The organism is Streptosporangiales bacterium (genome assembly GCA_009379955.1).
Taxonomy (GTDB): domain Bacteria; phylum Actinomycetota; class Actinomycetes; order Streptosporangiales; family WHST01; genus WHST01.
Genome location: WHST01000093.1, coordinates 1 through 25,616 on the forward strand (window position 1 = coordinate 1; position 25,616 = coordinate 25,616).

General features: G+C 69.2%; 24 protein-coding genes, 1 tRNA gene and 1 pseudogene. 20 read left to right on the top strand and 6 right to left on the bottom strand.

The features are described 5' to 3' along the window. The first annotated feature begins 148 nt into the window (after window positions 1-148). The 12 genes from GEV10_23125 to GEV10_23180 all read left to right on the top strand — a co-directional run bounded on the left by GEV10_23125 (window position 149) and on the right by GEV10_23180 (window position 13,596). Window positions 149-1,171, top strand: coding sequence for a PHP domain-containing protein (locus tag GEV10_23125; protein MQA81340.1), 1,023 nt, complete (start codon window positions 149-151; stop codon window positions 1,169-1,171). A gap of 222 nt (window positions 1,172-1,393) precedes the next feature. Continuing rightward, window positions 1,394-3,025: an ABC transporter substrate-binding protein gene (locus tag GEV10_23130; protein ID MQA81341.1), complete on the top strand. Its 1,632-nt coding sequence runs from the start codon at window positions 1,394-1,396 to the stop codon at window positions 3,023-3,025. 19 nt (window positions 3,026-3,044) lie between these two features. Beyond that, window positions 3,045-4,013, top strand: a complete 969-nt coding sequence (locus tag GEV10_23135) for an ABC transporter permease subunit (protein ID MQA81342.1) — start codon at window positions 3,045-3,047, stop codon at window positions 4,011-4,013. Continuing rightward, entirely contained in the window at window positions 4,010-4,897 is an 888-nt protein-coding gene (locus GEV10_23140; GenBank protein ID MQA81343.1) for an ABC transporter permease subunit, read from the top strand. Before GEV10_23135 ends, GEV10_23140 begins: the two co-directional genes overlap by 4 nt. A 2-nt stretch (window positions 4,898-4,899) precedes the next feature. Then, window positions 4,900-5,898 carry an ATP-binding cassette domain-containing protein gene (locus GEV10_23145; GenBank protein MQA81344.1) on the top strand — a complete coding sequence of 333 codons (999 nt, stop codon included), beginning with the start codon at window positions 4,900-4,902 and terminating at the stop codon, window positions 5,896-5,898. Further along, on the top strand, window positions 5,885-6,976 hold the full coding sequence (locus GEV10_23150) for an ATP-binding cassette domain-containing protein (protein ID MQA81345.1): 1,092 nt from the start codon (window positions 5,885-5,887) through the stop codon (window positions 6,974-6,976). Before GEV10_23145 ends, GEV10_23150 begins: the two co-directional genes overlap by 14 nt. Next, a complete protein-coding gene (locus tag GEV10_23155; GenBank protein ID MQA81346.1) occupies window positions 6,973-8,196 on the top strand; it encodes a diguanylate cyclase in 1,224 nt (407 codons plus the stop codon). Before GEV10_23150 ends, GEV10_23155 begins: the two co-directional genes overlap by 4 nt. 4 nt (window positions 8,197-8,200) lie before the next feature. Next, the gene (locus GEV10_23160; protein ID MQA81347.1) at window positions 8,201-9,442 is read left to right on the top strand and encodes an amidohydrolase family protein; all 1,242 of its coding nucleotides are present in this window, start codon (window positions 8,201-8,203) and stop codon (window positions 9,440-9,442) included. Continuing rightward, complete coding sequence (locus tag GEV10_23165; GenBank protein MQA81348.1) at window positions 9,408-10,235, top strand: hypothetical protein; 828 nt, start codon at window positions 9,408-9,410, stop codon at window positions 10,233-10,235. The genes GEV10_23160 and GEV10_23165 overlap by 35 nt, the downstream gene beginning before the upstream one ends. Further along, window positions 10,219-11,235 (top strand): ornithine cyclodeaminase family protein, encoded by a 1,017-nt coding sequence (locus tag GEV10_23170; GenBank protein MQA81349.1) that lies wholly within the window; start codon window positions 10,219-10,221, stop codon window positions 11,233-11,235. Before GEV10_23165 ends, GEV10_23170 begins: the two co-directional genes overlap by 17 nt. Beyond that, window positions 11,058-12,338: a hypothetical protein gene (locus GEV10_23175; protein ID MQA81350.1), complete on the top strand. Its 1,281-nt coding sequence runs from the start codon at window positions 11,058-11,060 to the stop codon at window positions 12,336-12,338. Before GEV10_23170 ends, GEV10_23175 begins: the two co-directional genes overlap by 178 nt. After that, window positions 12,307-13,596, top strand: coding sequence for a hydantoinase/carbamoylase family amidase (locus GEV10_23180; protein MQA81351.1), 1,290 nt, complete (start codon window positions 12,307-12,309; stop codon window positions 13,594-13,596). Before GEV10_23175 ends, GEV10_23180 begins: the two co-directional genes overlap by 32 nt. 4 nt (window positions 13,597-13,600) lie before the next feature. Here the strand turns inward: GEV10_23180 and GEV10_23185 are convergent, their stop codons facing one another. Next, window positions 13,601-14,836, bottom strand: coding sequence for an amidohydrolase (locus GEV10_23185; GenBank protein ID MQA81352.1), 1,236 nt, complete (start codon window positions 14,834-14,836; stop codon window positions 13,601-13,603). Then, window positions 14,796-15,623: an FCD domain-containing protein gene (locus GEV10_23190; protein ID MQA81353.1), complete on the bottom strand. Its 828-nt coding sequence runs from the start codon at window positions 15,621-15,623 to the stop codon at window positions 14,796-14,798. The genes GEV10_23185 and GEV10_23190 overlap by 41 nt, the downstream gene beginning before the upstream one ends. 74 nt (window positions 15,624-15,697) lie before the next feature. Here GEV10_23190 and GEV10_23195 point away from each other — a divergent pair. Beyond that, window positions 15,698-15,877, top strand: a pseudogene (locus GEV10_23195) (hypothetical protein). Between the two features lie 352 nt (window positions 15,878-16,229). Here GEV10_23195 and aceE read toward each other — a convergent pair. Then, window positions 16,230-18,977 carry a pyruvate dehydrogenase (acetyl-transferring), homodimeric type gene (gene aceE, locus GEV10_23200; protein ID MQA81354.1) on the bottom strand — a complete coding sequence of 916 codons (2,748 nt, stop codon included), beginning with the start codon at window positions 18,975-18,977 and terminating at the stop codon, window positions 16,230-16,232. A 130-nt stretch (window positions 18,978-19,107) separates the two neighbouring features. Here aceE and GEV10_23205 point away from each other — a divergent pair, with 130 nt between their 5' ends. The 4 genes from GEV10_23205 to GEV10_23220 all read left to right on the top strand — a co-directional run bounded on the left by GEV10_23205 (window position 19,108) and on the right by GEV10_23220 (window position 20,704). Next, complete coding sequence (locus GEV10_23205; GenBank protein MQA81355.1) at window positions 19,108-19,518, top strand: YjbQ family protein; 411 nt, start codon at window positions 19,108-19,110, stop codon at window positions 19,516-19,518. Between the two features lie 112 nt (window positions 19,519-19,630). Then, entirely contained in the window at window positions 19,631-20,068 is a 438-nt protein-coding gene (locus GEV10_23210) for a DUF3052 family protein (GenBank protein ID MQA81356.1), read from the top strand. Then, window positions 20,065-20,553, top strand: coding sequence for a redoxin domain-containing protein (locus tag GEV10_23215; protein ID MQA81357.1), 489 nt, complete (start codon window positions 20,065-20,067; stop codon window positions 20,551-20,553). Before GEV10_23210 ends, GEV10_23215 begins: the two co-directional genes overlap by 4 nt. 79 nt (window positions 20,554-20,632) lie before the next feature. Next, window positions 20,633-20,704: transfer RNA gene (locus tag GEV10_23220), tRNA-Val, on the top strand. Window positions 20,705-20,737: 33 nt separating this feature from the next. Here GEV10_23220 and GEV10_23225 read toward each other — a convergent pair. Further along, window positions 20,738-21,193, bottom strand: a complete 456-nt coding sequence (locus tag GEV10_23225) for a lamin tail domain-containing protein (protein ID MQA81358.1) — start codon at window positions 21,191-21,193, stop codon at window positions 20,738-20,740. A gap of 198 nt (window positions 21,194-21,391) precedes the next feature. Then, window positions 21,392-22,306: an RNA polymerase sigma-70 factor gene (locus GEV10_23230; protein ID MQA81359.1), complete on the bottom strand. Its 915-nt coding sequence runs from the start codon at window positions 22,304-22,306 to the stop codon at window positions 21,392-21,394. 224 nt (window positions 22,307-22,530) lie between these two features. On the opposite strand from GEV10_23230, the gene GEV10_23235 reads away from it, so the two are divergent. The 3 genes from GEV10_23235 (at window position 22,531) to GEV10_23245 (ending at window position 24,266) form a co-directional block, all read left to right on the top strand. Further along, window positions 22,531-23,016: a carboxymuconolactone decarboxylase family protein gene (locus GEV10_23235; GenBank protein ID MQA81360.1), complete on the top strand. Its 486-nt coding sequence runs from the start codon at window positions 22,531-22,533 to the stop codon at window positions 23,014-23,016. Between the two features lie 114 nt (window positions 23,017-23,130). After that, window positions 23,131-23,460, top strand: coding sequence for a metalloregulator ArsR/SmtB family transcription factor (locus GEV10_23240; protein MQA81361.1), 330 nt, complete (start codon window positions 23,131-23,133; stop codon window positions 23,458-23,460). Then, window positions 23,460-24,266, top strand: a complete 807-nt coding sequence (locus GEV10_23245; GenBank protein ID MQA81362.1) for a cation transporter — start codon at window positions 23,460-23,462, stop codon at window positions 24,264-24,266. The genes GEV10_23240 and GEV10_23245 overlap by 1 nt, the downstream gene beginning before the upstream one ends. Here GEV10_23245 and GEV10_23250 read toward each other — a convergent pair. Then, window positions 24,229-25,404 (bottom strand): MFS transporter, encoded by a 1,176-nt coding sequence (locus GEV10_23250; protein MQA81363.1) that lies wholly within the window; start codon window positions 25,402-25,404, stop codon window positions 24,229-24,231. The genes GEV10_23245 and GEV10_23250 overlap by 38 nt on opposite strands. Window positions 25,405-25,616 lie beyond the last annotated feature (212 nt).

The following is a 25,616-nucleotide window of genomic DNA, read 5'->3' on the forward strand; positions in this document are numbered from 1 at the left end:
CGGGAGACCCGTCGACGGTTGCCGTACTCGACATCGGTGAAACTGGCCTGATCGCTGCGCACACCTCATCATTCCGCGATCCCCAGCACCCAGCCAGACGGCACCCCGGACGAACCAGAAAATCAGCGCATCCCTAGTAGCTTTCCTCGTGGACCCTGTCGAGGCGCTGGACCGGATCGCGTTCCTGCTCGAGCGTGCCGGCGAGCCGACGTACCGCGTCAAGGCGTTCCGTACGGCGTCCGGCGTGGTCGGCGCTCTCGACGCCGGCGACCTGGCGCGACGCGTACGGGCGGGCACGCTGCAGGACCTGACGGGGATCGGCAAGGTCACGGCGACCGCGATCGCCGAGGCGTACGCCGGTGAGGTCCCCGTCTACCTGCGCCGGCTCGAGGACACGGCGGGCGAGGATCTCGGCGAGGCGGCGGCGAGTGTGCGTGCCGCGCTGCGGGGCGACCTGCACTCGCACTCGGAGTGGTCCGACGGCGGCAGCCCGATCCACGTCATGGCGGAGACGTCGCGCGGCCTCGGCCACGACTACCAGGCGCTGACCGACCACTCGCCACGGCTGACGGTCGCGAACGGCCTCACCGCGGAACGCCTGCGCGAGCAGCTCGGCGTCGTCCGTGACGTGAACGAGCGGATGGCGCCGTTCCGCCTCCTCGCCGGCATCGAGGTCGACATCCTCGCCGACGGCGCACTCGACCAGGACGCCGACCTGCTCGCCGAGCTCGACGTCGTCGTCGCCAGCTCCCACTCCAAGCTCGACATGCCGCTGCCGGACATGACCAGACGCATGGTCACGGCGATCGCCAACCCGAACGTCGACGTCCTCGGGCACTGCACCGGCCGCAAGATCGTGGGGAAGCGGCACCGCAAGGAGTCCGCGTTCGAGGCCGAGATCGTCTTCGAGGCGTGCCGGAGGTTCGGGGTCGCGGTCGAGATCAACTGCCGACCGGACCGGCTCGACCCGCCGAAGCGGCTGCTGCGGCTCGCCGTCGAGGCGGGCTGCCTGTTCACCATCGACACCGACGCGCACGCACCCGGCCAGCTCGACTGGCAGCCCGCCGGCTGCGAACGCGCGGTCGCCTGCGGCGTCCCGGTGGAACGCGTCGTCAACACCTGGCCCCTCGACGACCTGCTCTCCTGGACCCGCACCCACCAGGTGCCCTGACCGCCGAGCCGTGCGGACATCTGCATATTCGGTAGTGAACGTCCCCCGCTCCGGTCACTCTCCGTCAACTCTTGACAACCCATCAACTCTGAATTCAAAATCTATTCAGTCGGATCCGGGCAAGGGCGCCGTCGAGGACCACGAGCTGGACGACCGAGGGCGGCCGTTCACCTGCTGCTGCACGCCGGGGGTACGCCGATGGGCACGACCGGGAGCAACGCCATGCACCTCCGCCGAACCTGCACCAGTCGACGTCGTGCACCGTTCGGGTTCGTCACGGCCGTCACACTCGCGCTGTCGGCCGCCCTGCTCCCGGCCTGCAGTCCGCCGACGCCCGGCTCGTCGGGCACGGGCGGCAAGGACACCCTCACCCTCGCGACCAACACCGGCGGCCTCAACCTGAACCCGATGCTCGGTGTCAGCCGCACGGACCAGTGGATCACCTCGCTGATGTACCCGTCGCTGCTCGAGCTGAAGACCGACGGCTCCTTCGTGCCGAGCCTGGCGACCAAGTGGGGCTACGAGAACCCACTCAAGGCGTACGTCGAGATCCGCGACGACATGAGGTGGAGCGACGGCACGCCGCTGACCGCGGACGACGTGGCGTTCACGTTCAACGCCACGAAGAAGCACAAGATCGTCAGCGGCCTCGCCTACGCCTACGCCAGGAACACCGAGTCGGCCAAGGCGGTGTCGAAGACCAGGGTCGAGTTCACCCTCGCCAGGCCGGACCGCGTCGTGCTCGAGGTCGGCATCGGCTTCTGGATGAAGATCGTCCCGAAGCACGTCTTCAGCAAGGTCGGTGACCTGAACAAGTTCACCAACAACAAGGATTGGGTCAGCGCGGGCCCGTACAACCTCACCAAGGTCGTGCCCGGCTACAGCTACACCCTGGAACGGGTGACGCCGTTCCCGCTTGCGCCGAGCGACACGCCGATCATGAAGACGATCAACTATCGCGTGTACCCGGACGTCAACAGCGAGATCCTCGCGCTGCGCAACGGGGAGGTCGACGCGATCGCCAACCCGCTGCCGCCCGTGCAGAGCAACATCCTGCGCAAGACCGAAGGGTTGAAGATCGTCAAGGTTCCCGGCATCGGGTTCACCGACGTCACCTTCAACATGAAGCGCAAGCCGTTCAACTCGGTCCTGGTGCGCAAGGCGTTCGCGCACGCGATCGACAACGAGGACATCAGGAAGACCGTCTTCCAGGGACAGGCGAGATCGACGCACAGCGGCCCGATCCCGGCGAGCCTGGAGAAGTACTTCGACCCGAGTCTGAAGGAGTACGAGTACGACCCTGAACTCTCCCGCCGGTTGATGCGCAAGGCCGGGTTCAAGGCCGACGAGGACGGGATGTTCCCCGGCACCTACGAGCTCATCTACTCGCTCCAGGACATCGGCAGCGTGCAGATGGTGGACCTGATCAAGGAGTCGGCGGCGAAGGCCGGCCTGCGGATCAAGCCGCGGGGGATGGAGCGGAACACTTGGCTGGCTAAACGCGTCGCGGGTGACTTCGACATCTACACCGGGAACTTCGGCATCAACTTCGGCCCGGGAAGCCTGGCCAACCTGCTGCTCCCCGGTGGCCCGAACAACTTCTCCTTCGTCAACGACCCCTCGCTGACGGCGCAGGTGCAGAAGGCGCTCACCACCAGCGGCGAGACGCAGGTGCAGACGGTGCACGCGATCTCGAAACGGGTCCACGACGAGGTCATCGACGACGTCATCATGACCCAGGACTTCTACTACGCGTACAGCTCGGCGTTGTCCGGCTTCATCGTGCGCCCGAGTGACGTGCTGTCGATCGTCACCGCCAGATCGATCGCCAACGTCAAGCGGACGACGGACTGAGCCGGCGGAGGTCGAGACGATGCACACTTTCGCAGCCTTCGTGGGACGGAAGGTCCTCCGCGCCTTCGTCACGCTGTGGGCCGCCGCGACCGTCACCTTCCTGTTGCTGCGCCTGCTTCCCGGCGATCCCACGCTCGCCGTGGCGAACACCGACTTCATGACCGACGCGGCCCGCAGCCAGCTGCGCGCGGACTACGGACTCGACGAGCCGCTGGTCGTGCAGTACGGCAAGTACCTCTGGCAACTGGCGCACGGCAACCTGGGCGTCTCGTTCAGCCAGCGTGTACCGGTCACCGACGTGCTGATGGAGCGGCTGCCCTGGACGCTCCTGCTCACCGGCCTGGCTCTGTTGCTGACGGTCTGCATCGGCATCCCGCTCGGCGTCTTCGCGGCCACGCATCCGCGGACGTTCGTGGACCGCGGCGTGCAGGTCCTCGGCGTGGCCGGACAGTCCCTGTTCGTGCCGAGCATGGGCATATTCCTGCTCTACCTCTTCGGCCTCATGCTCGGCTGGTTCCCCATCGGCGGCGCCTACGAGCTCAACACGTACGGGGGAGAGTGGTACTGGAGTGTGGCGAGACACGTCGTCCTCCCGTGCATCAGCCTGGCCCTGATCAGCCTCGGCTCGTACGTGCTGGTGATGCGCTCGACGCTGGTCGAGTCGCTCGGCGGTGAGTACTGCGAGCTGGCCAGGGCGAAGGGGCTGCCGAACCGCTCTGTCGTCTGGAAGCACGCCCTGCGCAACGCGTTGCTGCCGGCGACGACACTCCTCGGCCTGCAGTTGGGACACCTGGCGGGCGGCGCGGTCCTGACCGAGACGGTGTTCGCGTACCCAGGGGTCGGCCGCGCGATCTTCGAAGCGGTCACGCAGTTGGACTTCCCCGTCCTGCAAGGCGCCTTCATCTTCCTGGCGGCCGCCGTGATCCTGGCCAACCTGGTCACCGATGTCGCCTACGGGATCCTCGACCCGCGAGTGAGGACGGCATGACGACACAGCTCAGCGTGCCGGACACGCAACTGACCGAGCCGGACGAGCCGGCGGCGGCGCGGGTGACCTGGACGGCGTTCCGGCGCAACCCGCTGGGCATGGCGGCGATCGGCGTGATGGCGTTGTTCGCCGTCGTCGCCGTCGCGGCTCCGTTGATCGCCGACTACCCGTCGGGGCACGGCCCGAGAGTGCTGGTGGGTCCCTCGTCCACCTACTGGTTCGGCACCGACGGGCTCGGAAGGGACATCTTCAGCGAGGTCGTCTGGGGCACCAGGTCGAGCCTGCTGACCGCGGTCGCCGCGACGATACTCGCGGTGGCGCTCGGTCTCGTGCTCGCCGTGACGAGCGTCTACTTCAAGTGGCTCGACGGGGCCGTCGGCGTCGTCGTCGACCTCGTGCTCTCGTTGCCGGTGCTGCCACTGATGCTGCTGGTCGCCGCGCTGGTCGGGCCGAGCCAGGTCACCGTCGTCCTCGTGATCGCCTTCTTCAGCTGGCCGGAGGTCGCGCGGATTGTCCGCTCCCAGGGGCTGACCGTGGTGCGACTGCCGTACGTCGACGCGGCGCGCGTGGTGGGTGGCTCGAGCTTCTGGATCATCCGTAGGCACATCGTCCCCGCGGTCGCACCCGTGGTGGTCGTCGCGCTGGTGCTGACGGTGTCGCGCGCGGTGCTGGTCGCGGCCGGCCTGTCCTTCCTCGGCGTCGGCGACCCGAACGCCTGGTCGTGGGGTCGCATCCTGTTCGAGGCGCAGCAGTCCGGTGCCATGCAGAGCGCGTGGTGGACCGCACTGTTCCCCTCGCTCGCGATCTTCCTGCTCGTCCTGTCGGCGATCCTCGTGTCGATCGCCTACGACGACGCCCGCCACGCACGGATCTGGGAGCGGTAGCGATGGACGTAGCGACCAGGCGGCGAACGGTGTTGCGTGTCCAGGGCCTCTCCGTGACGTTCGGCAGCCGCCGCGGCACGCTGGCGGCCGCCTCCGACGTCGACCTCGAGATCGGCAGCGGTGAGCTGCTCGCCCTGCTCGGGGAGTCCGGCTCGGGCAAGTCCGCCACCGCACGGGCGATCATGGGACTGCAGACGCCGAACGCCACGGTCGAGGCGGACGAGATGTCGCTCGCCGGCACCGACCTGTTGCGGCTGTCGGAGAACGAGCGCAGACGCATCCGCGGCAACCGGATGAGCATGGTCTTCCAGGATGCGCTCTCGGCGCTCAACCCGGTGCTCAGCATCGGCGACCAGATCGGTGAGCTCTTCCGCGCGCACCGGGGCGTCTCCCGTCGCGAGGCGAAGGAACGTGCCACCGAGCTGCTGGCGATGGTCGGCATCCCGGCCCCGAAGAGACGGATCGGGCAGTACCCGCACGAGTTCTCCGGCGGCATGCGGCAACGCATCCTGATCGCCATGGCGATCGCCCTCGAGCCCGAGCTGCTCATCGCCGACGAGCCGACCACGGCGCTCGACGTGACGATCCAGGCGCAGATCCTGGAGCTGCTCGACACGCTCCGGCAGAGGTTGAACATGGCGGTCCTCTTCATCACGCACGACCTCGGTGTCGTCTCGGAGATCGCCGACCGGGCCGCCGTGATGTACGGCGGGCGCATCGTCGAGGCAGGGACCGCCGACGACCTGTTCGACCGGCCGAGCCACCCGTACACCGAGGCGCTGCTGGCGTCGGTACCGCGGGCAGGTGGACGGCGCGAGGAGTTCGCGCTCATCCCCGGCAGTCCACCGAACCCCCTGCGGCTACCGTCCGGCTGTGCGTTCCACCCGCGGTGTGCCTGGGCGGTCGAGAAGTGCGAGTCGACCCGGCCGCCCCTCGTCGAGTTCGCCGGTCGGATGACGGCCTGTCATCGCGCGGAGGAGGTGCATCGTGGCAGCGAATGACGAGGTGGTCCTCCAGGCCAGTGACCTCACCAAGACGTTCGTCACCGGCAAGCTAGGGCTGGGACGCGCCAGGGTCAGTGCGGTCGACGGGGTCAGCCTGACGCTGCACAAGGACGAGACCGTCGGCATCGTCGGGGAGTCGGGGTCGGGCAAGACGACCCTGGCGAGGCTGCTCGTCGGTCTCGAACGGGCCGACTCAGGCTCGATCCACTACCGCGGCACGGACCTCGCGCTCGTCAGGGGGAGGGCGCGGATGCGGCTGCGCGAACGGGTGCAGATGGTCTTCCAGGACCCGTACGCGTCACTCGACCCGCGGATGACCGTGTTCGAGATCATCGCGGAACCGCTTCGCGTGCACCGCAAGGTGAAGGGAGCCGGACGCGGGAAGTACCGGGACAGGGTGGCGGAGCTGCTCGGTCTTGTCGGTCTGCCGACCGACGTCATGTCCCGGCATCCGCACCAGTTCTCCGGCGGGCAGCGGCAACGGATCGGCATCGCCAGAGCGCTCGCTCTCGAACCCGAGGTGCTCGTCTGCGACGAGCCGGTGTCCGCGCTCGACGTCTCGGTGCAGGCCCAGATCGTGAACCTGCTCTACGGCCTGCAGCGATCGCTCGGCATGGCCATCGTGTTCATCGGCCACGACCTCACCGTCGTACGCCAGGTGTCCGACCGGGTCTGCGTCATGTACCTGGGCCGCATGGCCGAAGAGGGTGATGCCGCGGCCATCTTCGACGGGCCCGCGCACCCGTACACGCAGGCACTGTTGTCCGCGTCACCTGTGGTCGACCGGGGCCGGCGTGGGCGGCTCGGCTCCCGCATCCTGCTGAAGGGTGACCCGCCGAGTCCCGCGGAACCGCCGTCCGGGTGCAGGTTCCACACGAGGTGCCGGATGGCCGCGGAGACATGCGGCACGAAGACTCCCGCCCTGCGGTCGGTGGAGGCACATCCATCGGGGGCGAGACAGGTGGCGTGTCATTTCGCCGAGGACGCGCTCACCAGGCTCGACGAGGTCTTTCCAGAGCCCGAACGATCGACAAGCCAGCAGAGTCATCGACAGCGAAAGGGTGAGAGTCGTTGAGTGACAACGAGTTCCCGATCAGGTTCAAGAAGACGCGGTACAACGGCTACAGGTCGTACTCGTACCTCGAAGCCGGCGCCGACTACGACGAGTTCAAGCTGGTTCCCGAGCTGGGCCGGGTACCGCTGTACGACCTCGGGCTCACCGAGGACCAGGTCGCGCGGACCGTCGGCCTCATCGACGACAACATCATCATCAGCCTGCACGAGCACCCCAACGTACGGGTCGAGAAGATCAGCGAGCTGATCCAACTGATTCGCACGGGCCGGTACAGGACCGGTTACGAGGGCCTCTCCCGGTCGGGCATGACGGCGGTGTTCGACAACCTGATGAACGGCATCTCCTGCGTCACGAGCAAGTGGGGCTGGAAGTGGGACGACGTCATCATCGACATGGGCATGCGCCTCTCCGACATCGCCCACCAGGACTACGTCATCATCGGCTACTCCGTCGACGACATCGTGCGGGCGAAGGAGAACGGGCAGCTCGCGCTGGTGCTGTGCCTGGAGTCGGCCACCCCGATCGAGAACGAGGTGGACAGGCTCGACATCCTCTACGGGTACGGTGTGCGCCAGATCGGCGTCGCGTACTCCGAGTCCAACTCGCTCGGTTCCGGGTTGAAGGAGTCGAGGGACGGCGGCCTCACCGTGCTCGGCAAGCGTGCCGTGGAGCGGATGAACAAGCTCGGTATCGCGGTGGACGTGTCGCACGCCGGTGACCAGACCAGCCTGGACACGTTCGAGGCGTCGAGCAAGCCCGTGCTCATCACCCACGCCGGTGCCCGCGCGATCTGGCCGACGCCGCGGATGATGCCGGACGAGGTTCTCACCGGATGCGCCGAGACCGGTGGCGTGATCGGCATCGAGGCCGCGCCGCACACGACGATCTCCCACGACCACCCGTTGCACACCATCGACTCGGTGATGGACCATTTCGAGTACTGCGTGAACCTGATGGGCATCGACCACGTCGCCTTCGGTCCTGACACGCACTACGGCGACCACGTCGCGACGCATGACACCTTCGCCGGTCACTTCGGTGTGCACCAGGCGCACTCGGGGCCGACGTACGAGAAGGTGCCGTACGTCGCGGGTCTGGAGAACCCCACGGAGAACTTCTTCAACATCGTCGGCTGGCTGGTCAAGCACGGGTACAGCGACGAGGACATCAACAAGGTCACGGGCGGCAACATCATGCGGGTGCTCGAGGAGATCTGGTAACCGGATGGGTGACACGAGTAGCGGTGTCTTCTATGCCGGGAAGGGCCTGTTCGACGGTGTGAGCGACGCGTTGCGCCCAGGCGCTGGCGTGCTCGCCGTCGACGGCCGGGTCGCCGGCGTCGGGGAATGGGACGAGTTCGCCGGGCCAGGTGTCACGAGGGTCGATCTCGGCGAGCGGGTGATCGTGCCGGGTTTCGTCGACGCGCACACGCACGTGACGTTGCGGCCGGGGGAGGGCAACCAGCCGGGGCAACGGTCCAAACCCGTGTCGCGGCAGACGGTACGGGCTGCGGAGAACCTGCGCCAGATGCTGCTCTCCGGCGTCACGACCGCGCGGATCATGAACGAGGGCTTCGACATCGACGTCGAGTTCCGCACCGCGCTCGCCAGGGGTGAGGCGTGTGGTCCGCGACTGACCGTCTGCGGCATCGGGCTCGCGCCACCCGACGGGCACGGGAGCGCGTTGGGCGGCGTGGCCGGTGTCGACGACCTGCGCGCCGCGGTCGCCGAGCGGGTGCGGACAGGTGCCGACCACGTAAAGATCTACACGACAGGCGGTGTCTCCTCGACGAACACGTCGCTGGGAGAGTCGCAGTACTCGGCCGACGAGATCGCGGCGATCGTCGACGAGGCGGCGAAGGCAGGGCTGCACGTGTCCGCGCACGCGCACGGAGGTCCCGGCGTGGACTTGGCGGTGGCGAAAGGCATCCACTCCATCGAGCACGGCGCGATGCTCACCGACCAGAGCATCGCCGCCATGGTGGAGCACGGCACCTGGCTGGTGATGACGAGCACCATCCTCTTCCACCCCAGTGGGATCGAACGCGGCGACGCGGGCGAGCCTGCCGTGATGAAGAAGGTGAAGGAGGCGCGGGCCAGCACGGAACGCGTGGCGCAGCAGGTACGCGAGACCGGCGTGCGCGTGGCACTCGGCACCGACTCGATGCACGGTCTGTTCGGGTACGAGATCCAGTGGATGGTCGAGCGTGGCTGGTCGGCCGCTGCCGCGCTGCGTGCTGCGACCAGTGGTGGCGCGGACCTGCTCGGCATCGATGACATCGGTCGGTTGCGGGTCGGTGCACGAGCCGACTTCGCCGTGCTCGATGGAGACCCGTTCGACGACATCGACGCAGTCCGCCGGGTGGCCGCCGTCTACCTGGACGGTGTGGAGGTCGTGAGCGACGGGTTCTGCCGGTCGCACCGCGATCCGTATGGGCAGACCGTCAACGGCAAGCCGGTGGACTGAGAGGCACATCGTGACTGACATCAAGCGGCGTATCGCGTACCTGGTTCCCGGTCCCATGCACCTGACCTCGCTCGGCGCGGCCGAGGTCGAACGGCGGGGCGCGAAGCTGCAGGAGTGGAGCGAGTCCGGCACGGAGGTGACCATCCGCACCTCCGAGTACGGACCGGCGTCGATCGAGTCCGGATACGAGTCCGCGTTGAGCGTGCCGCCGGCGACAGAGATGGTGCTGCAGGCCGACAAGGACGGCTTCGACGCCGGCATCGTGGGCTGCTTCAGCGGCCCGGGACTGGACGCGCACCGGGAGATCACCGACATGCTCGTCCTGGCGCCCGGCGCGGTGTGCATCGCGTTGGCCACGACACTGGGCCACCGGTTCAGCATGCTCGCGACCGGTCCGGGCAGGGCACCGGTGTTCCGCAAGATGGCGTGGGAGGCAGGTGTCAGCGACGCACTGGCATCGGTGCGGTCCGTCGACACACCGGTACTCGAGCTCGGCACGGACAGGTCGGCCACGTTGGCGCGGGTCGCCGAGCAGTGCCGCGCCGCCGTCGACGAAGACGGTGCCGACGTGTTGATCCTCGGGTGCATGAGCATGGGCTTCCTGGAGGTCGCCGAGGAGCTGACCCAGGAGCTCGGGGTCCCGGTGATCAACCCGTCGAAGACGGTGCTCAAGTTCGCCGAGGCCACTCTGTCGCTGAAGCTCACCCACAGCAGGGCGGCGTACCACACCCCGCCGAAGATCGCGAAGGGGATGTCGCCAGACGAGCTGGTGCTCGGTGCGGCGAGCACCTGACATGGTCACGCTGCTCACCGAGGACGACGTGCGTGCGTCCGTCACGTACGCCGGGCTGTACGCCGTGATCGAGGACTCGTTGCGCCGTTGGCATACGCGCGGCGTCGGCCACCGACCGCGGTCCCGGCTGTCGACCGGCGCGACGAGTCTGCACGTGCTCGCCGGCGCCGACGCCGGTGCCGGATACGTCGGCGTGAAGGCGTACGGGGCCCATGGGCGGGGCCACGACCATGTCGTGCTCCTCTACCGTGACAGCGACGGTGGCCTCGACGCCATCGTGGCCGCCGGTGCGCTCGGCGTGCTTCGTACCGGAGTCGCGTCCGCCGTGGCCACCAGACACATGCACGGCGACACCCGGGTGCTCGGCATCGTCGGCTCGGGCAACCTGGCCACGTCGCACGCGCTGGCGATAGCGGCGAACAGTCCCCGCATCGGTGAGATCCGTGTCCACAGCAGGGATCAGGCCAACAGGGAGCGTTGCGCGGCCGGCATCGAAGCCGAGCTCACCGCCGGCACGTGCACTGTGCGCGCGGTGAGTTCGGTGGCCGAGGCGTGCGAGGGCGCGGACGTCGTGTGCACGACGACGACGGCGCACCGACCGGTGCTCGACTCCGCCGACGTGGGCCACGCTGCGCACGTCAACGCGGCCGGCTCCAACGGGCTGGCACGGGTGGAGGTGTCCGCCGCGGTGGTGGCACGTTCCCGGGTCGTCGTCGACTCCCGCGAACAGGCCAGGAACGAGGCCGGTGACCTGCTCGCCCTGGTGGAGTCCGGCCGCCTCGACTGGCAGCAGCTGCCCGAGCTCGGCGAGGTCGTGAGCGGATCACGCACACCGCTGCCGGTCGGCGGGTCGTCCTCGGCGGAGAAGCCCGACCTGACGCTCTTCGAGTCGCTCGGGATCGGGCTGTTCGACGTCACCGCGGCGGCACACGCGTTGAGCGTCGCGCGTACACACGGTCTCGGCACCGAGACCGGTCTCGGCGGGGAGGGCGGATCGTGAGGATCAGAGCCGCGGGTGACACGACGATCAGCCACCCGCTGGGCGGTTCCCTGGAGGCGGGCGAGAAGCCCGGCGACAGTGCACTGCACCTGCTCGCCGGTGGCGACGTCAACATCGCGAACCTCGAGGTCGCGCTGACCGACGAGGGGTATCCGGGGGAGAAGTACGCCGTCCTCACCTCGGAGCCCGCGATGGCCGCCGAGTACGCCAGGCTCAGCGCCGACGTCTGGTCCATCGCGACGAACCACGCGCTCGACTACGGCATCGACGGGCTGCGGGGCACGATGGCGGCGCTCCGGGAGTACGACCTCGCGTTCGCCGGCGCGGGTGAGGACATCGATGCCGCGCTCGCTCCGGTGTACGTGTCCGCACGCAGCGGTGAACGGGTCGGGTTCGTCAACTTCTGCTCGGTGCTACCGCCGGGCTCGCGGGCGACCTCCGTGCGGCCAGGACTCGCGCCGATCCGGATCGGACAGAGCTACGAGTTCGACGGTGTGCGGCTCGACGAGCAGCCTGGCTCGCCGCCGACGGTGCACACGTGGGCGATCGAAGCGGACGTCGAGCGCGCGGAGTCGGTGATCGCGGGCGCCGCGAGGAACGCCGACATCGTCGTCGTCGCCCTGCACTGGGGCGTTCCGTGGTGCTACCTGCCGGCGAACCAGGGGCCGCTCGCCGAGTACCAGCGGCCGTTGGCGCACCGGCTGATCGACGCGGGTGCCCGGGTGCTCGTCGGCCATCACCCCCACACGGTGCATCCGATGGAGTTCTACGGCAACGGCGTGGTGCTCTTCTCGACGGGGAACTTCGTGTTCCACGACACGGCGGAGCTGCCTGCCGACCACCGCAGGGTCACACCCGCGCTCAAGCCGATCCTGCGCAGCGGGCCCTGGTTCGAGTCGGCCGTCTTCGACGTCACGGTGGAGTCCGACGCGGTGACCGTACGGCCGTTGCCCATCGAGCTCGACAAGGCCGGCGAACCCATGCACGCCCGCCCCGACGTCGCTCGGCACATCCTCGAGTACCTGCGCGACTCGTCGCGTGAGCTGGATCCCCGTATCGTCGTGACGGACGATGGCGCCTTCGGTGGAGGAGTGGATGGCTGACGACGATCTCGCCGTCTCGATCGCCAGGCTGCGCGGTGACGTCGAGGCGCTCGGCCGCATCGGTAGGGACGAGGAGACCGGCGGCGTCAGCCGTACGTCGTTCTCCGTGGCGGACGCTGCCGCGCGGCGATGGCTCGCGGATCGGGTCGAGGACGCGGGACTGTCCTGGCGGCAGGACGGTCTCGGCAACGTCTTCATCCGCGTGGAGCCGACCGATCCCGCCGCCGCGGCACTGCCCGCGGTCTGGTCGGGCTCGCACATCGACAGCGTGCCCAACGGCGGCAGGTTCGACGGCGCGCTCGGTGTGCTCGCCGCGCTCGAGTGCGCGCGCTGCCTCAGCGACCACAGGGACGCGTTGCGCAGACCGGTGCAGGTCGTCGTGTTCACCGACGAGGAGGGCAACTACCACCACCTCTTCGGGTCGAGCGCGCTCGCGCGCGGGTTCGACGCCGACCAGCTCGCCGGACTGCGCGGACGAGACGGCGATCGCCTCGTCGACACGCTCGCGGCGACAGGATGGGACCTCGACGCGGCGACGCGCACGAAGGTGGACCCCGCGGACGTCCACGCGTTCCTCGAGCTGCACATCGAACAAGGTCCGCGGTTGGAGGCGCAGCACATCGACATCGGTGTGGTGACGTCCATCGTCGGCCTGGGCGGCGGCGAGCTCACCTTCCACGGACGCGCCGACCACGCGGGGACCACCCCGATGGGCTCGCGTCAGGATGCCCTGCGCGCCGCGGGCGCCTTCCTCGCCGGGCTCGCCGACATCGCAGGCGGCGTCAGCGACACCGCGGTGCTCACGTGTGGTCTGCTCGAGGTGGCACCGGGGGCGTCGAACGTCGTGCCGGGAACGGCGAAGCTGACGCTGGACTTCAGGGACACCGAACGTGACCGGATCGAGCAGCTGGAACGGGCCGTCGTCCACGCGGCGGAGCGCGCTGCGGCCGCGCACGGCGTCACGACGTCGTACGTCTCCGACGGGACCATCGACCCGGTGCGGCTCGACGACGGGCTCCGCGACCTGATCGAGTCGATGGCCGTCGAGCGCGGGTACAGCACGACGCACCTCCCCTCGGGAGCCGGCCACGACTCGCAGAACATGGCCACGCTCGCCACCACCGCCATGATCTTCGTGCCGAGCAAGGGCGGTCACAGCCACTCACCCGCAGAGGACACCGACTGGCCCGACGTCGAACGCGGCGCGAACGTGCTGCTCGGTGTGCTCGCCACCGTGGCGTTCGCACCGCCCGCCTGACGGCTCACCCCTCCGGCAGGTCCGGCCCACGCGCGGCGAACTCCGCGCGGACCGCGGCGAACAGCGCGGCATCGGTGAACAGGTCGGCACCGGTCTTCGCCAACGCCGTCGCCATGCGCAGCATCGCCGTGTGCGCCCGCGGCGATGCCGCCGCCTCGGCCATCTCCGTCGAGTGCCCCGCCGTGCCGGACTCGACGATCTGCAGGTATGGATGGATGGCGGGCAGCCGCAGGCTGATGTTGCCGATGTCCGAGGACCCGACGCCGCCGCGCAGGATGGGCGGCTCGACGTTCTCACCGGCCGCTTTGAGGTAGTGCATCACCCGGTCGGCGATCGTGTGGTTGTTCTTGCGTTCCGCGTACATGTGGCCGCGCGTGACGTCGACCGTCGTGCCGGTGGCGGCGGCTGCCGCGTCGGCGCAGGCGACCACGCGTTCGACGTGTTCCTCGGCGATCGCGCTGGTGACCCCGCGGACCTGGAAGGCGGCCTTCGTGTAGTCGGGAACGATGTTGGCGGCCTTGCCACCGTCGAGGATGACGCCGTGCACGCGCGACGGCTCGGGCAGGAACTGGCGCATCGCGTCGACGGCGACGAAGAGCTGGATGACGGCGGCGAGCGCGCTGCGTCCCATGGTCGGGTTGTTCGCGGCGTGTGCGGCCTTGCCGTGGAACTCGAAGGTGATCGGTTGCGACGCGAGCGCGTGCCGGATACCGGTCGTGCGGTCAGCCGGGTGGAACATCAACGCGGCGTCGACGTCGTCGAACAACCCGGCGTCGAGCTCGATGATCTTGCCTCCGGCGCCCTCCTCTCCCGGCGTCCCGATGACGCGCAGGGTGCCGGAAAGGTCCGGCATCGCCCGTCGCAGCGCGGTGGCAGCGGCGATGCCGCCGGTCGCGATCAGGTTGTGCCCGCACCCGTGTCCGAGGCCGGGCAGCGCGTCGTACTCGAGCAGGTAGGCCACCACCGGGCTGCCCTGGCCGAGCTCACCGACGAAGGCGGTGTCGAGCCCCGCGACGGGCGCCTGCACCCGGAACCCCTCGTCGGTGAGCCAGGTGCGCAGCAGCTCGGCGGAGTGATGTTCGACCATGGCGACCTCGGGGTGCGCGTGCAGCTCGAGGCTGAGCTCGCGCAGCCGTGGGTCGAGCTCGGCGATGATCTCCTCGATGCTCGAGTGCACGGCGTCGACGCCGGTGTCCAGGTCAGGTGTCGCGCTCACCGGTCTCCTCTGGATTGCGGGCATGGAAACGTTTGAAGGCTTCGGCTGCGTGCCGCACGTGCGCGCGGCACTCGCGCTCCGCGCGCACGGCGTCGCCGCCGGCGATGGCGTCGACGATGCACGCGTGCTCCTCGAGGGCGACGGAGAGCCGCCCCGGCTCGCGCGGGGGGCCGCCCGAGCCGAGCCTGACCTGGCCCAGCAGGTTCTCCACGGCCTGGAGCAACCTGCCGTTTCCCGCCGCTTGCCAGATCGCCCGGTGGAACTGGATGTCGAGGTCGACGAAATCGGCTCGCCGCCCACGCTTGACCAGTGACTGCTGGCGGTGCAACAGCTTTCTCAGCACCTCGCACAGCTCCGCGCGTTGGGGAGAACTGGCGGCATTCCTGCCCGCGATACCGTCGATCATCTCGCGCAGCTCGTAGATCTCCAGCATGTCCTTCTGGCTGACCGTGGGCACGAAGAAGCCGCGGTGTGGCACACCGGTGATGAAGCCCTCACGTTCGAGCGCGGCGAGCGCCGCCTTGATCGGTGTGGGGGAGAGGCCGAGCCGTTCGGTGAGGACACGGACGACGATCTTGGAGCCCGGTGGGAACTGGTTGGCGAGGATGTCGGAGCGGATCGCGGTGTACGCCTGCTGCGTCAAGGTGCTGCGATCCACTACCACCGTCGCCCCCTTACGAACGGCACCCACCGACCACCTGTCAAACCACGCTGGAGTCAAATTGAATCTTAGATCTATTCTGCGGAGAATATCAAACATGCGGGGTGGTGTGAGGACGTCACCCAGTGCAGGGGACGTGGTGAAGCCCATCCCACGAGATGAGTCTGCCGGCGCTGCGGAGAGGTCAGCTCAGAAGTAGGGCGTGATGATGCCGATGTCACCGGCGTCGAGCCGCGGTGCGGGGAACGCCGTGCGCCACGGCTTCAGCAGCACCTTGTACTCACGCCGGGTCAGGTTGGGCCTGGCGAACGCGCCGGCGACCGCGTCGCGCAACGCCTTCAGCCCGATGCTCGCGACGTCGGGGTCGTCGGATGCGGCGAGCGTGTCGTGGAATGTCGCGCTGATCGAGTCGAAGGTGCGGAGCACGTCGACGACGAGCGGGCAGTCGGGATCGAGCGCACGGGCGCGCGCACCGGCCACCTCGGTGGTGTTGGTCCACACCTCACCGAGCAGCCGGAGATCGTCGTCTCCGAGCAGCGGGATCTGGCCGACGATGCCGGTGATCTCCTCGAGGTTGGGATGCCGGCCGAGGTCGGTGACGAGGCCTCGCCTGGTCCTCAGGAATGCGGGTCTCCACGACATCGTCGCCCCCTCTTCGGCGTGTCGGCTTGCGGGTCCGTCGAGTGCGCTGACACTAGCTCGGGCGACGGCGGCGCGCTAGTCCCGCCACGGTGCGTGCCCGCCCGGCTCCCCTCCCTAGGATTCCCCGCCGGCCTCGCCGGGGTCCGCGGCCTGGACGTCGTGCAGACGGTAGGTGTCGATCGCCTGCTTGAGCACGTCGTGCTTGACGCTGCCCTGGCGGGCGAGCGCGGTGAGCACCCCGAGCACGATCGACTCGGTGTCGACGTGGAAGAACCGGCGGGCGGCGCCGCGGGTGTCGGAGAACCCGAAGCCGTCGGTGCCGAGCGCGAGCCAGTCTCCCGGCACCCACGGCGAGATCTGGTCGGGCACGGCGCGCATGAAGTCGCTGACCGCCACCACCGGCCCCGCGGACTGCTCCAGCGTCGTGGTGACGTACGGCGTGCGCTGCTCGTCGTCGGGGTGCAGGTAGTTCCACTCCTCGCAGGCCACCGCCTCGCGGCGCAGCTCGTTCCACGAGGTCGCGGACCACACGTCGGCTGCCACGCCCCACTGCTCGGCGAGGAGCTCCTGCGCCTGCACCGCCCACGGCACGGACACGCCGGAGGAGAGGATCTGCGCCTTGGGGTGGTCGCCGCCGAGGGTGGCGGCGCGGTAGCGGTAGAGCCCCTTGAGCATCCCGTCGACGTCGACGTCGACGGGCTCGGCCGGGTGCTCGATCGGCTCGTTGTAGATGGTGAGGTAGTAGAAGACGTTCTCACCGTGCGGGTGCTCGTCGCTCGAGCCGTACATCCGGCGCAGGCCGTCCTGCACGATGTACGCGAGCTCGAACGCGTAGGCCGGGTCGTAGTGCACGCAGGCGGGGTTGGTCGAGGCCAGCAGCGGCGAGTGGCCGTCGGCGTGCTGGAGTCCCTCGCCGGTCAGGGTCGTACGCCCGGCGGTCGCGCCGAGCAGGAACCCGCGTGCCATCGAGTCGCCGGCGGCCCACATCTGGTCGCCGGTGCGCTGGAAGCCGAACATCGAGTAGAAGATGTAGACCGGCACCATCGGCGTGCCGTGCACCGCGTACGACGTGCCGGCCGCGATGAACGAGCCCATCGCACCGGACTCGGTGATGCCCTCGTGCAGGAGCTGTCCCTGCTGCGACTCCCGGTAGGAGAGCAGCATCGTGCGGTCAGCCGGCTCGTACTGCTGGCCGTGCGGCGCGTAGATCTTCTGCGACGGGAACAGCGAGTCCATGCCGAACGTCCGGAACTCGTCGGGCGCGATCGGGACGAACCGCTTGCCGAGGTCGTCGCTCTTGATGAGGTCCTTGAGCAGCCGCACGAACGCCATCGTCGTCGCGATCTTCTGCTTGCCCGAGCCCTGCTTCAGCTCGGCGTAGGCCTCGTCGCCCGGCAGCGCGATCGGCTTGCTGCGGTTGACCCGCTCGGGCAGGAACCCGCCGAGCTGCCGGCGGCGCTCCATCATGTACTGGATCTCGTCGTCGTCCTGGCCGGGGTGGTAGTACGGCGGGAGGTCGGCCTCGAGCGCCTCGTCGGAGATGGGCAGGTAGAGCCGGTCGCGGAACTCCTTGAGGTCGTCCTTGGTGAGCTTCTTCATCTGGTGGGTCGCCATGCGGCCCTCGAAGCTCTCCAGGGTCCAGCCCTTGATCGTCTGCGCGAGGATGACGGTCGGCTGGCCCACGTGCGCGCGGGCGGCCTCGAACGCCGCGTAGACCTTCCGGTAGTCGTGGCCGCCGCGCGACAGCCGCTGCAGCTGCTCGTCGGACATCTCGGCGACCATCTTGCGCAGCCGCGGGTCGCCGCCGAAGAACGTCTCTCGGATGTACGAGCCCTCGCTGATGACGTACGTCTGGAACTGGCCGTCGGGCGTGGTGTTCATCATGTTCACCAGCGCGCCGTCGCCGTCCTGGGCGAGCAGCGGGTCCCAGTCGCGGCCCCAGATGACCTTGATGACGTTCCAGCCGGCGCCGCGGAACAGCGACTCGAGCTCCTGGATGATCTTGCCGTTGCCGCGTACCGGGCCGTCGAGGCGCTGCAGATTGCAGTTGACGATGAAGGTGAGGTTGTCGAGTTCCTCGCGGGCGGCCAGCGACAGGGCGCCGATCGACTCGGGCTCGTCCATCTCGCCGTCCCCGAGGAACGCCCACACGTGGGAGTCCTTCGTGTCCTTAATGCCCCGGTTCTGCAGGTAGCGGTTGAACCGGGCCTGGTAGATGGAGTTGATCGGGCCGAGGCCCATCGAGACGGTCGGGAACTCCCAGAAGTCGGGCATCAGCCGCGGGTGCGGGTACGACGGCAGCCCGCCGCCGGCCGTGGACTTCTCCTGCCGGAAGCCGTCGAGCTGTTGCTCGGTGAGCCGGCCCTCGAGGAACGCGCGGGCGTAGATGCCGGGGGAGGCGTGCCCCTGGAAGTAGACGTGGTCGCCCGACCCGTGCTTCTTGCCGCGGAAGAAGTGGTTGAAGCCGACCTCGTACAGGCTGGCCGCCGAGGCGTACGTCGCGATGTGGCCGCCCACTCCGAGACCGGGCCGGTTGGCGCGGCTGACCATGACCGCGGCGTTCCACCGGATGTACGCCCGGATGCGGCGTTCGATGTACTCGTCGCCGGGGAACCACGGCTCGCGCTCGGGCGGGATGGTGTTGATGTAGTCGGTGCTGCGCAGCGCGGGCACGCCCACCTGGCGCTCCCTGGCCCGCTCCAGGAGGCGAAGCATGAGGTACCGAGCCCTGGTGCGGCCCTCCGCCTCGACCACGTCGTCGAGGGACTCGAGCCATTCGGCGGTCTCGTCGGGATCGATGTCAGGCAGCTGGCTGGGTAGTCCGTCGCTGATGACATGGAAACGCTTGCGGTCGGCAGACACCTTGGTCTCTTCACCTTCGTCTCGGGCTTGTGGCCTGGAGTACACATCCCATCATCTGCCGTCCGGGCCCGAATCGGGTAGTCGGGTGGGCCGCCGATCGGCGTACGGACGTTCCTGGTCGAATGGGTCCGTGGACACGCGAGTGATCGAGGTCGCGACCGGTGACCGGGAGGCGATCGTCGACCTGACCGGGCACTGCGAGACGTTCCTCGGCGAGGTGGGTGCGTCGGACGGCCTCCTGCACGTCTTCGTGCCCCACGCGACCGCCGGCCTGGCCCTCATCGAGCTGGGCGCCGGCAGCGACGACGACCTGCTCGCGGCGCTCGGAGACCTGCTGCCCGCCGACGACCGGTGGCGGCACACGCACGGCTCCCGCGGGCACGGCAGGGCCCACGTCCTGCCCGCGCTCGTGCCGCCGTACGCGAGCGTGCCGGTCGTCGGGGGACGCCTTGCGCTCGGCACGTGGCAGAGCGTCACGCTGGTGGACGTGAACACCGATAACCGGGCCCGTAGGGTACGGCTCAGCTACCTTCCGGGATAGGGATTTCGTCACGAATGGCAGTGGCTACTTGCGCACTCTGGGTGACTTGTGTGGACTGTCGCCCACACTCGTGCCGCAAGGGCATGGAGACGACTTGAGGAGGGACCGACCAGTGAGCGCGACCGCGGAGCACGCGGACGGGCAGAAGGGCGCGGTGGCCGACCGCCTAGGGCTCAGCGAAGGACTCGTGGTCCAGGAGCTGGGATACGACGACGACTGCGACGACGCGCTCAGGAAAGCGGTCGAGCAGCGCATCGGCGGCGAGCTCGTCGACGAGGACTACGACGACGTCGTCGACGTCGTCCTGCTGTGGTGGCGGGAGAGCGACGGCGACCCCGCGGACGGCCTGCTCGAGGCTCCGGCGTCGCTCGTCGACGGCGGCGTGATCTGGCTCCTGACCCCCAAGGCAGGGCGCGACGAGTACATCGAGCCGAGTGACATCAGCGAGAGTGCGGTCACGGCGGGCCTGCAGGCGACCAGTAGCGTGAGTGCGGCGGCAGACTGGGTCGGCACCAGGCTGGTCCCGCCGCGGGCGAAGGGCAGGAAATGACGGTCGGCAGCGAGGACACCATCGACGGCGCTCTACCGGTGGGGACACAGGCCCCCGAGTTCGAGCTGACCGACCAGTACGGCGCGACCGTCCGGCTGTCCGACTTCCGCGGTTCGAAGGCCGTCCTGCTCGTCTTCTACCCCTTCTCGTTCACCGGGGTGTGCACCAGCGAGATGAGGGCCCTGCAGAAGCGGATCGCCGACTTCCAGAACGACCACGTACAGGTCGTCGGCGTCTCGTGCGACTCCACCTTCGTGCAGCGCGCGTTCGGCGAGCAGGAGCGCCTGGCCTTCCCCGTCCTGTCCGACCACTGGCCGCACGGCGACACCGCCCAGAAGTACGGCGTCTTCGACACCGAGCTCGGCGCCGCGAGGCGCGGCACCTTCGTGATCGACACCGAGGGCGTCGTCCGCTGGCAGGTCCTCAACGCGATCCCGAACGCGCGCAGCAGCGAGGCGTACGCCGAGGCCCTCGCGTCCCTGTAGGCTTGGCCGCCGACCCCAGCGACTCGTCAGTGCCAGGCGTCGCCATCGCCACGTCTGCCACTGACAAGTCGGTACGAGCGGGCGCATAGCTCAGTGGTAGAGCACCTCGCTTACAACGAGGGGGTCACAGGTTCGATCCCTGTTGCGCCCACCCACCCGTGGACTCCACCCGGGCGGTGTCGTGTCAGCAGATCTTGTAGTAGCCGGCACTCGTGAACTTGCAGGTGTCCAGGGTGGTGTTGTTGGAGTTGCGCAGGTAGGCCGTGTCGCCTGTGTTGTTCCAGACGTAGTTGCTATAGCCCCAGTAGCGGTGCCTGCTGGTGGTGGAGCCCTTGCCCGTATGGACGTAGATGGTGGCGCGCGGCCCGATGGAGTGGGCGCCGAAATGGAAGACGTGCGTCGACCCTTTGTCGCGCAACGTCCAACCCGTCATCCAGATCTTGGTACCGCTACTGTTGTGGAGCCTGACCCACTCCTGGTTGAGCTTGGTGTTGGTCCGTGGCGTGTCCGACCCCGGCACGTCGAAGTAGACCTTGGTGATCTGCACCCGGCTCGCCGCATCAGCCGCGGGCGCCATCACGACGAGCCCGGCGAACGCGACACCCACGGCGGATACCGCAGCTAACAGACGTTTGATCATGGCTTGTGTCCTCACACTCGACGTCCCCCAGCACAGGGCACCACCTGGGCACGCTGACGCAGGGCCGTTCACCGTCGATCGAGGTGAGGGTTCGCCACCGGCGACGGGGAGTGACCTCAGGCGCGCTGCAGCATCTCCGCGACAAGGAACGCCAGCTCCCAGCGACTGGCTGGCCGGTCGGCGCTGGAGCAGCCGGACTCAGCGGCTCACGGCGTTCTCCCGCTCCACCCGCGACAGCTTCTCCGGATTGCGCACGTAGTAGAACCCGGTGACCAGGCCGTCGTCGATCCGCATGGCGACGACGCCGTCGATCTCGCCGTTGAGCCGCATGATCAGGGCCGGGCCGCCGTTGACCTGCACCGGTTCGACCGACAGGTCGGCGCCGACCGAGGTGAGGCCGGCGGTGAACAAGCGGACCACCTTGTCCGCCCCCACGATGGGCCGCAGCACGGCCTGCTTGACTCCGCCACCGTCGCCCAAGAAGACGACGTCCGGCGCGAGGATGTCGAGCAGGCCTTGCACGTCGCCCGTCTCGACCGCCCGTTGGAACGCCTCGAGCGCACCTCGGGTCTCGGCCGGAGAGGCAACCCCGCGTGGGCGGCGCGCGGCGACGTGTGCCCGTGCCCGGTGGGCGATCTGGCGGACCGCGGCCGGGCTCTTGTCGACGGCTCCCGAGATCTCGTCGTACCCGAAGTCGAACACCTCGCGGAGCACGAAGACCGCGCGCTCGGTCGGCGCGAGCGTATCCAGCACCAGCAGCATCGCCATCGAGACGCTCTCGGCGAGCTCGACATCCTCGGCCACGTCGGGCGCGGTCAGCAGCGGCTCGGGCAGCCAGGGGCCGACGTACGACTCCTTGCGCCGGGCGAGCGTCCGCAGCCGGGTGAGCGCCTGGCGGGAGGCGATCCGGACCAGGTAGGCACGCTGATCCCGCACCGTGTCGAGATCGACATCCACCCACCGCAGCCAGGTCTCCTGGAGTACGTCCTCCGCGTCGGTGGCCGAGCCGAGCAGCTCGTAGGCCACGGTGAAGAGCAGGTTGCGGTGGGCGATGAACGCCTCGGTAGCAGTGTCCGGGCGGCCGTCACGAGCACGCGGCTCGGCAGTGTCCATCCCTCGCTCGTCGTGCTCGTCCATCGCCGGCTCCCTGCCTGTTCGCTCTCGACGTTGCCACACGCACAAGACGCCCGTCCCGACCGCCTTGTGACACCCACAGATGGGTAACACGTCACACAGCCGCGCTGTCACAAGGATCGGGCCGCCGGCGTCTCCATGGTCGTCAGGACCTCGCGTGAACCATCCGCGCGACACGCAACTCCACCAGTGAGGACGAAGTCATGGAACCCCGTATCGACCTGATGACGAACGAGATCGGCGTCAAATTCGCCAAGCGGTTCGCCAACGCCGGCATGGTGATCGACCAGTCGTCGCTGTCGAAGGCCACCCAGGAGCTGGTGAGCCTGCGTGCCAGCCAGATCAACGGCTGCGGTTGGTGCATCGATATGCACACCAAGGAGGCCGCCGCCGCAGGTGAGACCGCGGTCCGGCTCAACCTGGTCGCCGCCTGGCGCGAGGCCACCGTGTTCACCGAGGCGGAGCGGGCCGCGCTGGCGCTCGCCGAGGAGGGCACCCGGCTCGCCGACGCCCACCAAGGCGTGTCCGACGAGACGTGGGCCCAGGTGCGCAAGCACTACGACGACGACCAGATCGCCGCGCTGGTCTCCCTGGTCGCCCTGATCAACGCGGCCAACCGGCTCGCCGTGATCCTGCACCAACAGGGGGGTTCCTACGAGCCCGGCATGTTCACCAGCATGTCGAGCTGACCGGCAGGCGGATCCCGGTCCGGCGACCCGGCTGTCCTTGTCGGCTGCCAGTCGGGTCGTCGCCGTCTTAGTTCATCAGTTCGTGAGTTCAGTCGTTGCTGTACGATACGCGGCATGGTGATCGTCGCGACGCATGGCGAGGTGCTGGCCAGGTTCGGCCACGCCCTGTCCGACCCCACCCGGAGCCGGATCCTGCTGGCGCTGCGGGACGGCCCGGCCTATCCCGCCGACCTCGCGGACGCTCTCGCGGTGTCGCGGACGAACCTGTCGAACCACCTGGCGTGCCTGCGCGGCTGCGGCCTGGTCGTGGCGGTGCCGGAGGGCCGCAGGACCCGGTACGAGCTCGCTGCCCCCGACCTGGCACACGCGCTGGGTGATCTGCTCGGCGTGGTCCTGGCGGTGGATCCGGCCTGCCCACCCGGAGAGACCGGGGTGCCGTACTGATGGCCGCGGTGTTGTCGAGGCTGTCGACCAAGCAGCTGCCGGTGGCGGTGTCACCGCAGCGACGTGAGTCGCTGGCGCGGCGGGTGCGGTGGCTGGTCGTGGCGACGATCTCCTACAACGTGATCGAGGCGGTCGTCGCGATCACCGCGGGCACGCTGGCGTCGTCGACCGCCCTGATCGGGTTCGGGCTCGACTCGGTGATCGAGGTGTCGTCGGCGGCCGCGGTCGCCTGGCAGTTCGCCGCCCGCGATCCCGCGCGCCGGCAGGCGCGGGAGAAGACCGCGCTGCGGGTCATCGCGGTGTCGTTCTTCGCGCTGGCCGCCTACGTGACGGTCGAGTCGTCTCGCGCGCTACTGGGTGGCGGGGACCCTCAGCACTCCACGGTCGGGCTGGTGCTGGCCGCGATCAGCCTGGCGGTCATGCCCGGCCTGTCGTACGCGCAGCGCCGCGCCGGTCGGCAGCTGGGCTCGGCGACCGCGGTCGCCGACTCCAAGCAGACCCTGCTGTGCACCTACCTGTCGGCCGTCCTGCTGGTCGGACTCGGCCTGAACAGTCTGTTCGGCTGGTCGTGGGCAGATCCGGTGGCCGCGCTGGTGATCGCCGCCGTGGCCGTCAAGGAAGGCGTCGAGGCCTGGCGCGGCGACATGTGCTGCACCATGCCGGCCACGGTGTCGGTCGAAGAGATGGTCGGCGCCGGCAGCGACGAGGACTGCGGGTGTGGACCGGGCTGCGACTGCTGCACTCCCGGCCCGGACAGGAGCGACGGCGCTACGGGTCGACGGCGCGGGTCTGGCGGCCGAGTGTGACGGCGAGGGGGAGGGTCGCGGCGAGCAGGCCCGCCGTGATGGCGAACGTGACGGGATAGCCGGTGAGGCCGGCGGCGACGCCGATGGCGAGTGAGCCGGCTGCCGTGCCGGCGTCGAAGGCCATGTTCCACGCCGTGCTCGCCAGGTCGAAGCCGCGCGGCGGCACCCGGTCGAACATCGCGGTCATGGTCGTGTTCTGCACGGCGCCGAAGCCGACGCCGAACGCGAGACCGCCGGCGAGTCCCGCGACCAGGACGACCGTGGGAGCGTCGGTGCTCGCGCCGACCAGCAGGCCGAGCAGACCCGCGACGGAGAGGAAGACACCCGGGACCAGCAGCACCGGACGCCGGTACCTGTCGCCGAGCTCGCCGGCCAGCCAGCGTCCGGCGAGTCCGCCGACGCCGTACGCGAACAGGCCGGCGGTCACGCCGCTCGCCCCCTCGAACGCCGCGGGCAGGAACGTCACGAACGCGCTGCTCGCCAGGGCCGCGACGCACATGACGGCGAACGGCGTGGCCAGCGAGCGCAACCGCACCGGACGGTCGGCGGTGTCCGGGTCGCGGCCGGGTCGCGAGCGTCCGCGCTCGCGCGTCCGGATCCGCATCGCGACCACGATCGACGCTCCCGCGAGCGTCAGGACACCGCCGAGGACGAACACCACGGCGAAGCCCGCGACCTCGGCCGCCCACGGTCCCGCCGGCAGCCACAGCACGTTGGGAATGCCGATGGACAGGCCGAACAGGCCCACGCCGCGCCCGCGGCGGTGCGCGGGGAGAAGCCGGGCGACCAGCGCGCCCGAGGTGACGACGACCAGCGCGAACCCGATGCCCCGCAGCGCGCTGATCGCGACGAGTGCGGGCAGCGAGGTGGTGAGGGGGTACGCGAACACGGGGAGGCCGAGCAGCACCGCGCCGAGCACGAGCGACTCGCGGTGCCCGAGGCGGGGGAGTATCCGCGGTGCGGCGACCTGGGTGACCACGGTGACGAACAGGAACGCGGCGTTGGTGGCTCCCACCCCGGCAGGCGGCGCCCCGCCGTGCTCGGCCCACAGCGGGACGACGGGCAGGAGCAGTCCGAAGCTGCCGAAGGTGAGCGGAGCGCTCGCGAGAAGTAGTCGAAAGTCGCGCCGCCCGTCCACGTGCCGAGCCTAGGCGCCGAGCCGGGCGCGTGGGCGGGGGCGGTGCCGAGTGCGGGTGGGTTACGGTGCAGACTCCTAGTAGTACTTTGTTATGTCGAGTCTGCGGGGGTGGGTGGGCGTGGCAGGACGGGTTGCAGGCAGAGACGGCAAGCGCCGGTCCAGACGCCGAGTAGGGCCTGGAGTTCGCGGAGGACGGCGTAAAGAGTCAGGCC

Bases quoted from the DNA above. Each gene is read 5' to 3' on its own strand.
- GEV10_23245 (MQA81362.1), top strand. From the start codon at position 23,460: ATGGCCGCGGTGTTGTCGAGGCTGTCGACCAAGCAGCTGCCGGTGGCG.
- GEV10_23145 (MQA81344.1), top strand. From the start codon at position 4,900: ATGGACGTAGCGACCAGGCGGCGAACGGTGTTGCGTGTCCAGGGCCTC.
- GEV10_23185 (MQA81352.1), bottom strand. From the start codon at position 14,836: ATGCCCGCAATCCAGAGGAGACCGGTGAGCGCGACACCTGACCTGGAC.
- GEV10_23225 (MQA81358.1), bottom strand. From the start codon at position 21,193: ATGATCAAACGTCTGTTAGCTGCGGTATCCGCCGTGGGTGTCGCGTTC.
- GEV10_23215 (MQA81357.1), top strand. From the start codon at position 20,065: ATGACGGTCGGCAGCGAGGACACCATCGACGGCGCTCTACCGGTGGGG.
- GEV10_23130 (MQA81341.1), top strand. From the start codon at position 1,394: ATGCACCTCCGCCGAACCTGCACCAGTCGACGTCGTGCACCGTTCGGG.
- GEV10_23165 (MQA81348.1), top strand. From the start codon at position 9,408: ATGGGCAGACCGTCAACGGCAAGCCGGTGGACTGAGAGGCACATCGTG.
- GEV10_23230 (MQA81359.1), bottom strand. From the start codon at position 22,306: ATGGACACTGCCGAGCCGCGTGCTCGTGACGGCCGCCCGGACACTGCT.
- GEV10_23190 (MQA81353.1), bottom strand. From the start codon at position 15,623: ATGGGCTTCACCACGTCCCCTGCACTGGGTGACGTCCTCACACCACCC.
- GEV10_23135 (MQA81342.1), top strand. From the start codon at position 3,045: ATGCACACTTTCGCAGCCTTCGTGGGACGGAAGGTCCTCCGCGCCTTC.
- GEV10_23180 (MQA81351.1), top strand. From the start codon at position 12,307: ATGGCGCCTTCGGTGGAGGAGTGGATGGCTGACGACGATCTCGCCGTC.
- GEV10_23240 (MQA81361.1), top strand. From the start codon at position 23,131: ATGGTGATCGTCGCGACGCATGGCGAGGTGCTGGCCAGGTTCGGCCAC.
- GEV10_23160 (MQA81347.1), top strand. From the start codon at position 8,201: ATGGGTGACACGAGTAGCGGTGTCTTCTATGCCGGGAAGGGCCTGTTC.
- GEV10_23235 (MQA81360.1), top strand. From the start codon at position 22,531: ATGGAACCCCGTATCGACCTGATGACGAACGAGATCGGCGTCAAATTC.
- GEV10_23140 (MQA81343.1), top strand. From the start codon at position 4,010: ATGACGACACAGCTCAGCGTGCCGGACACGCAACTGACCGAGCCGGAC.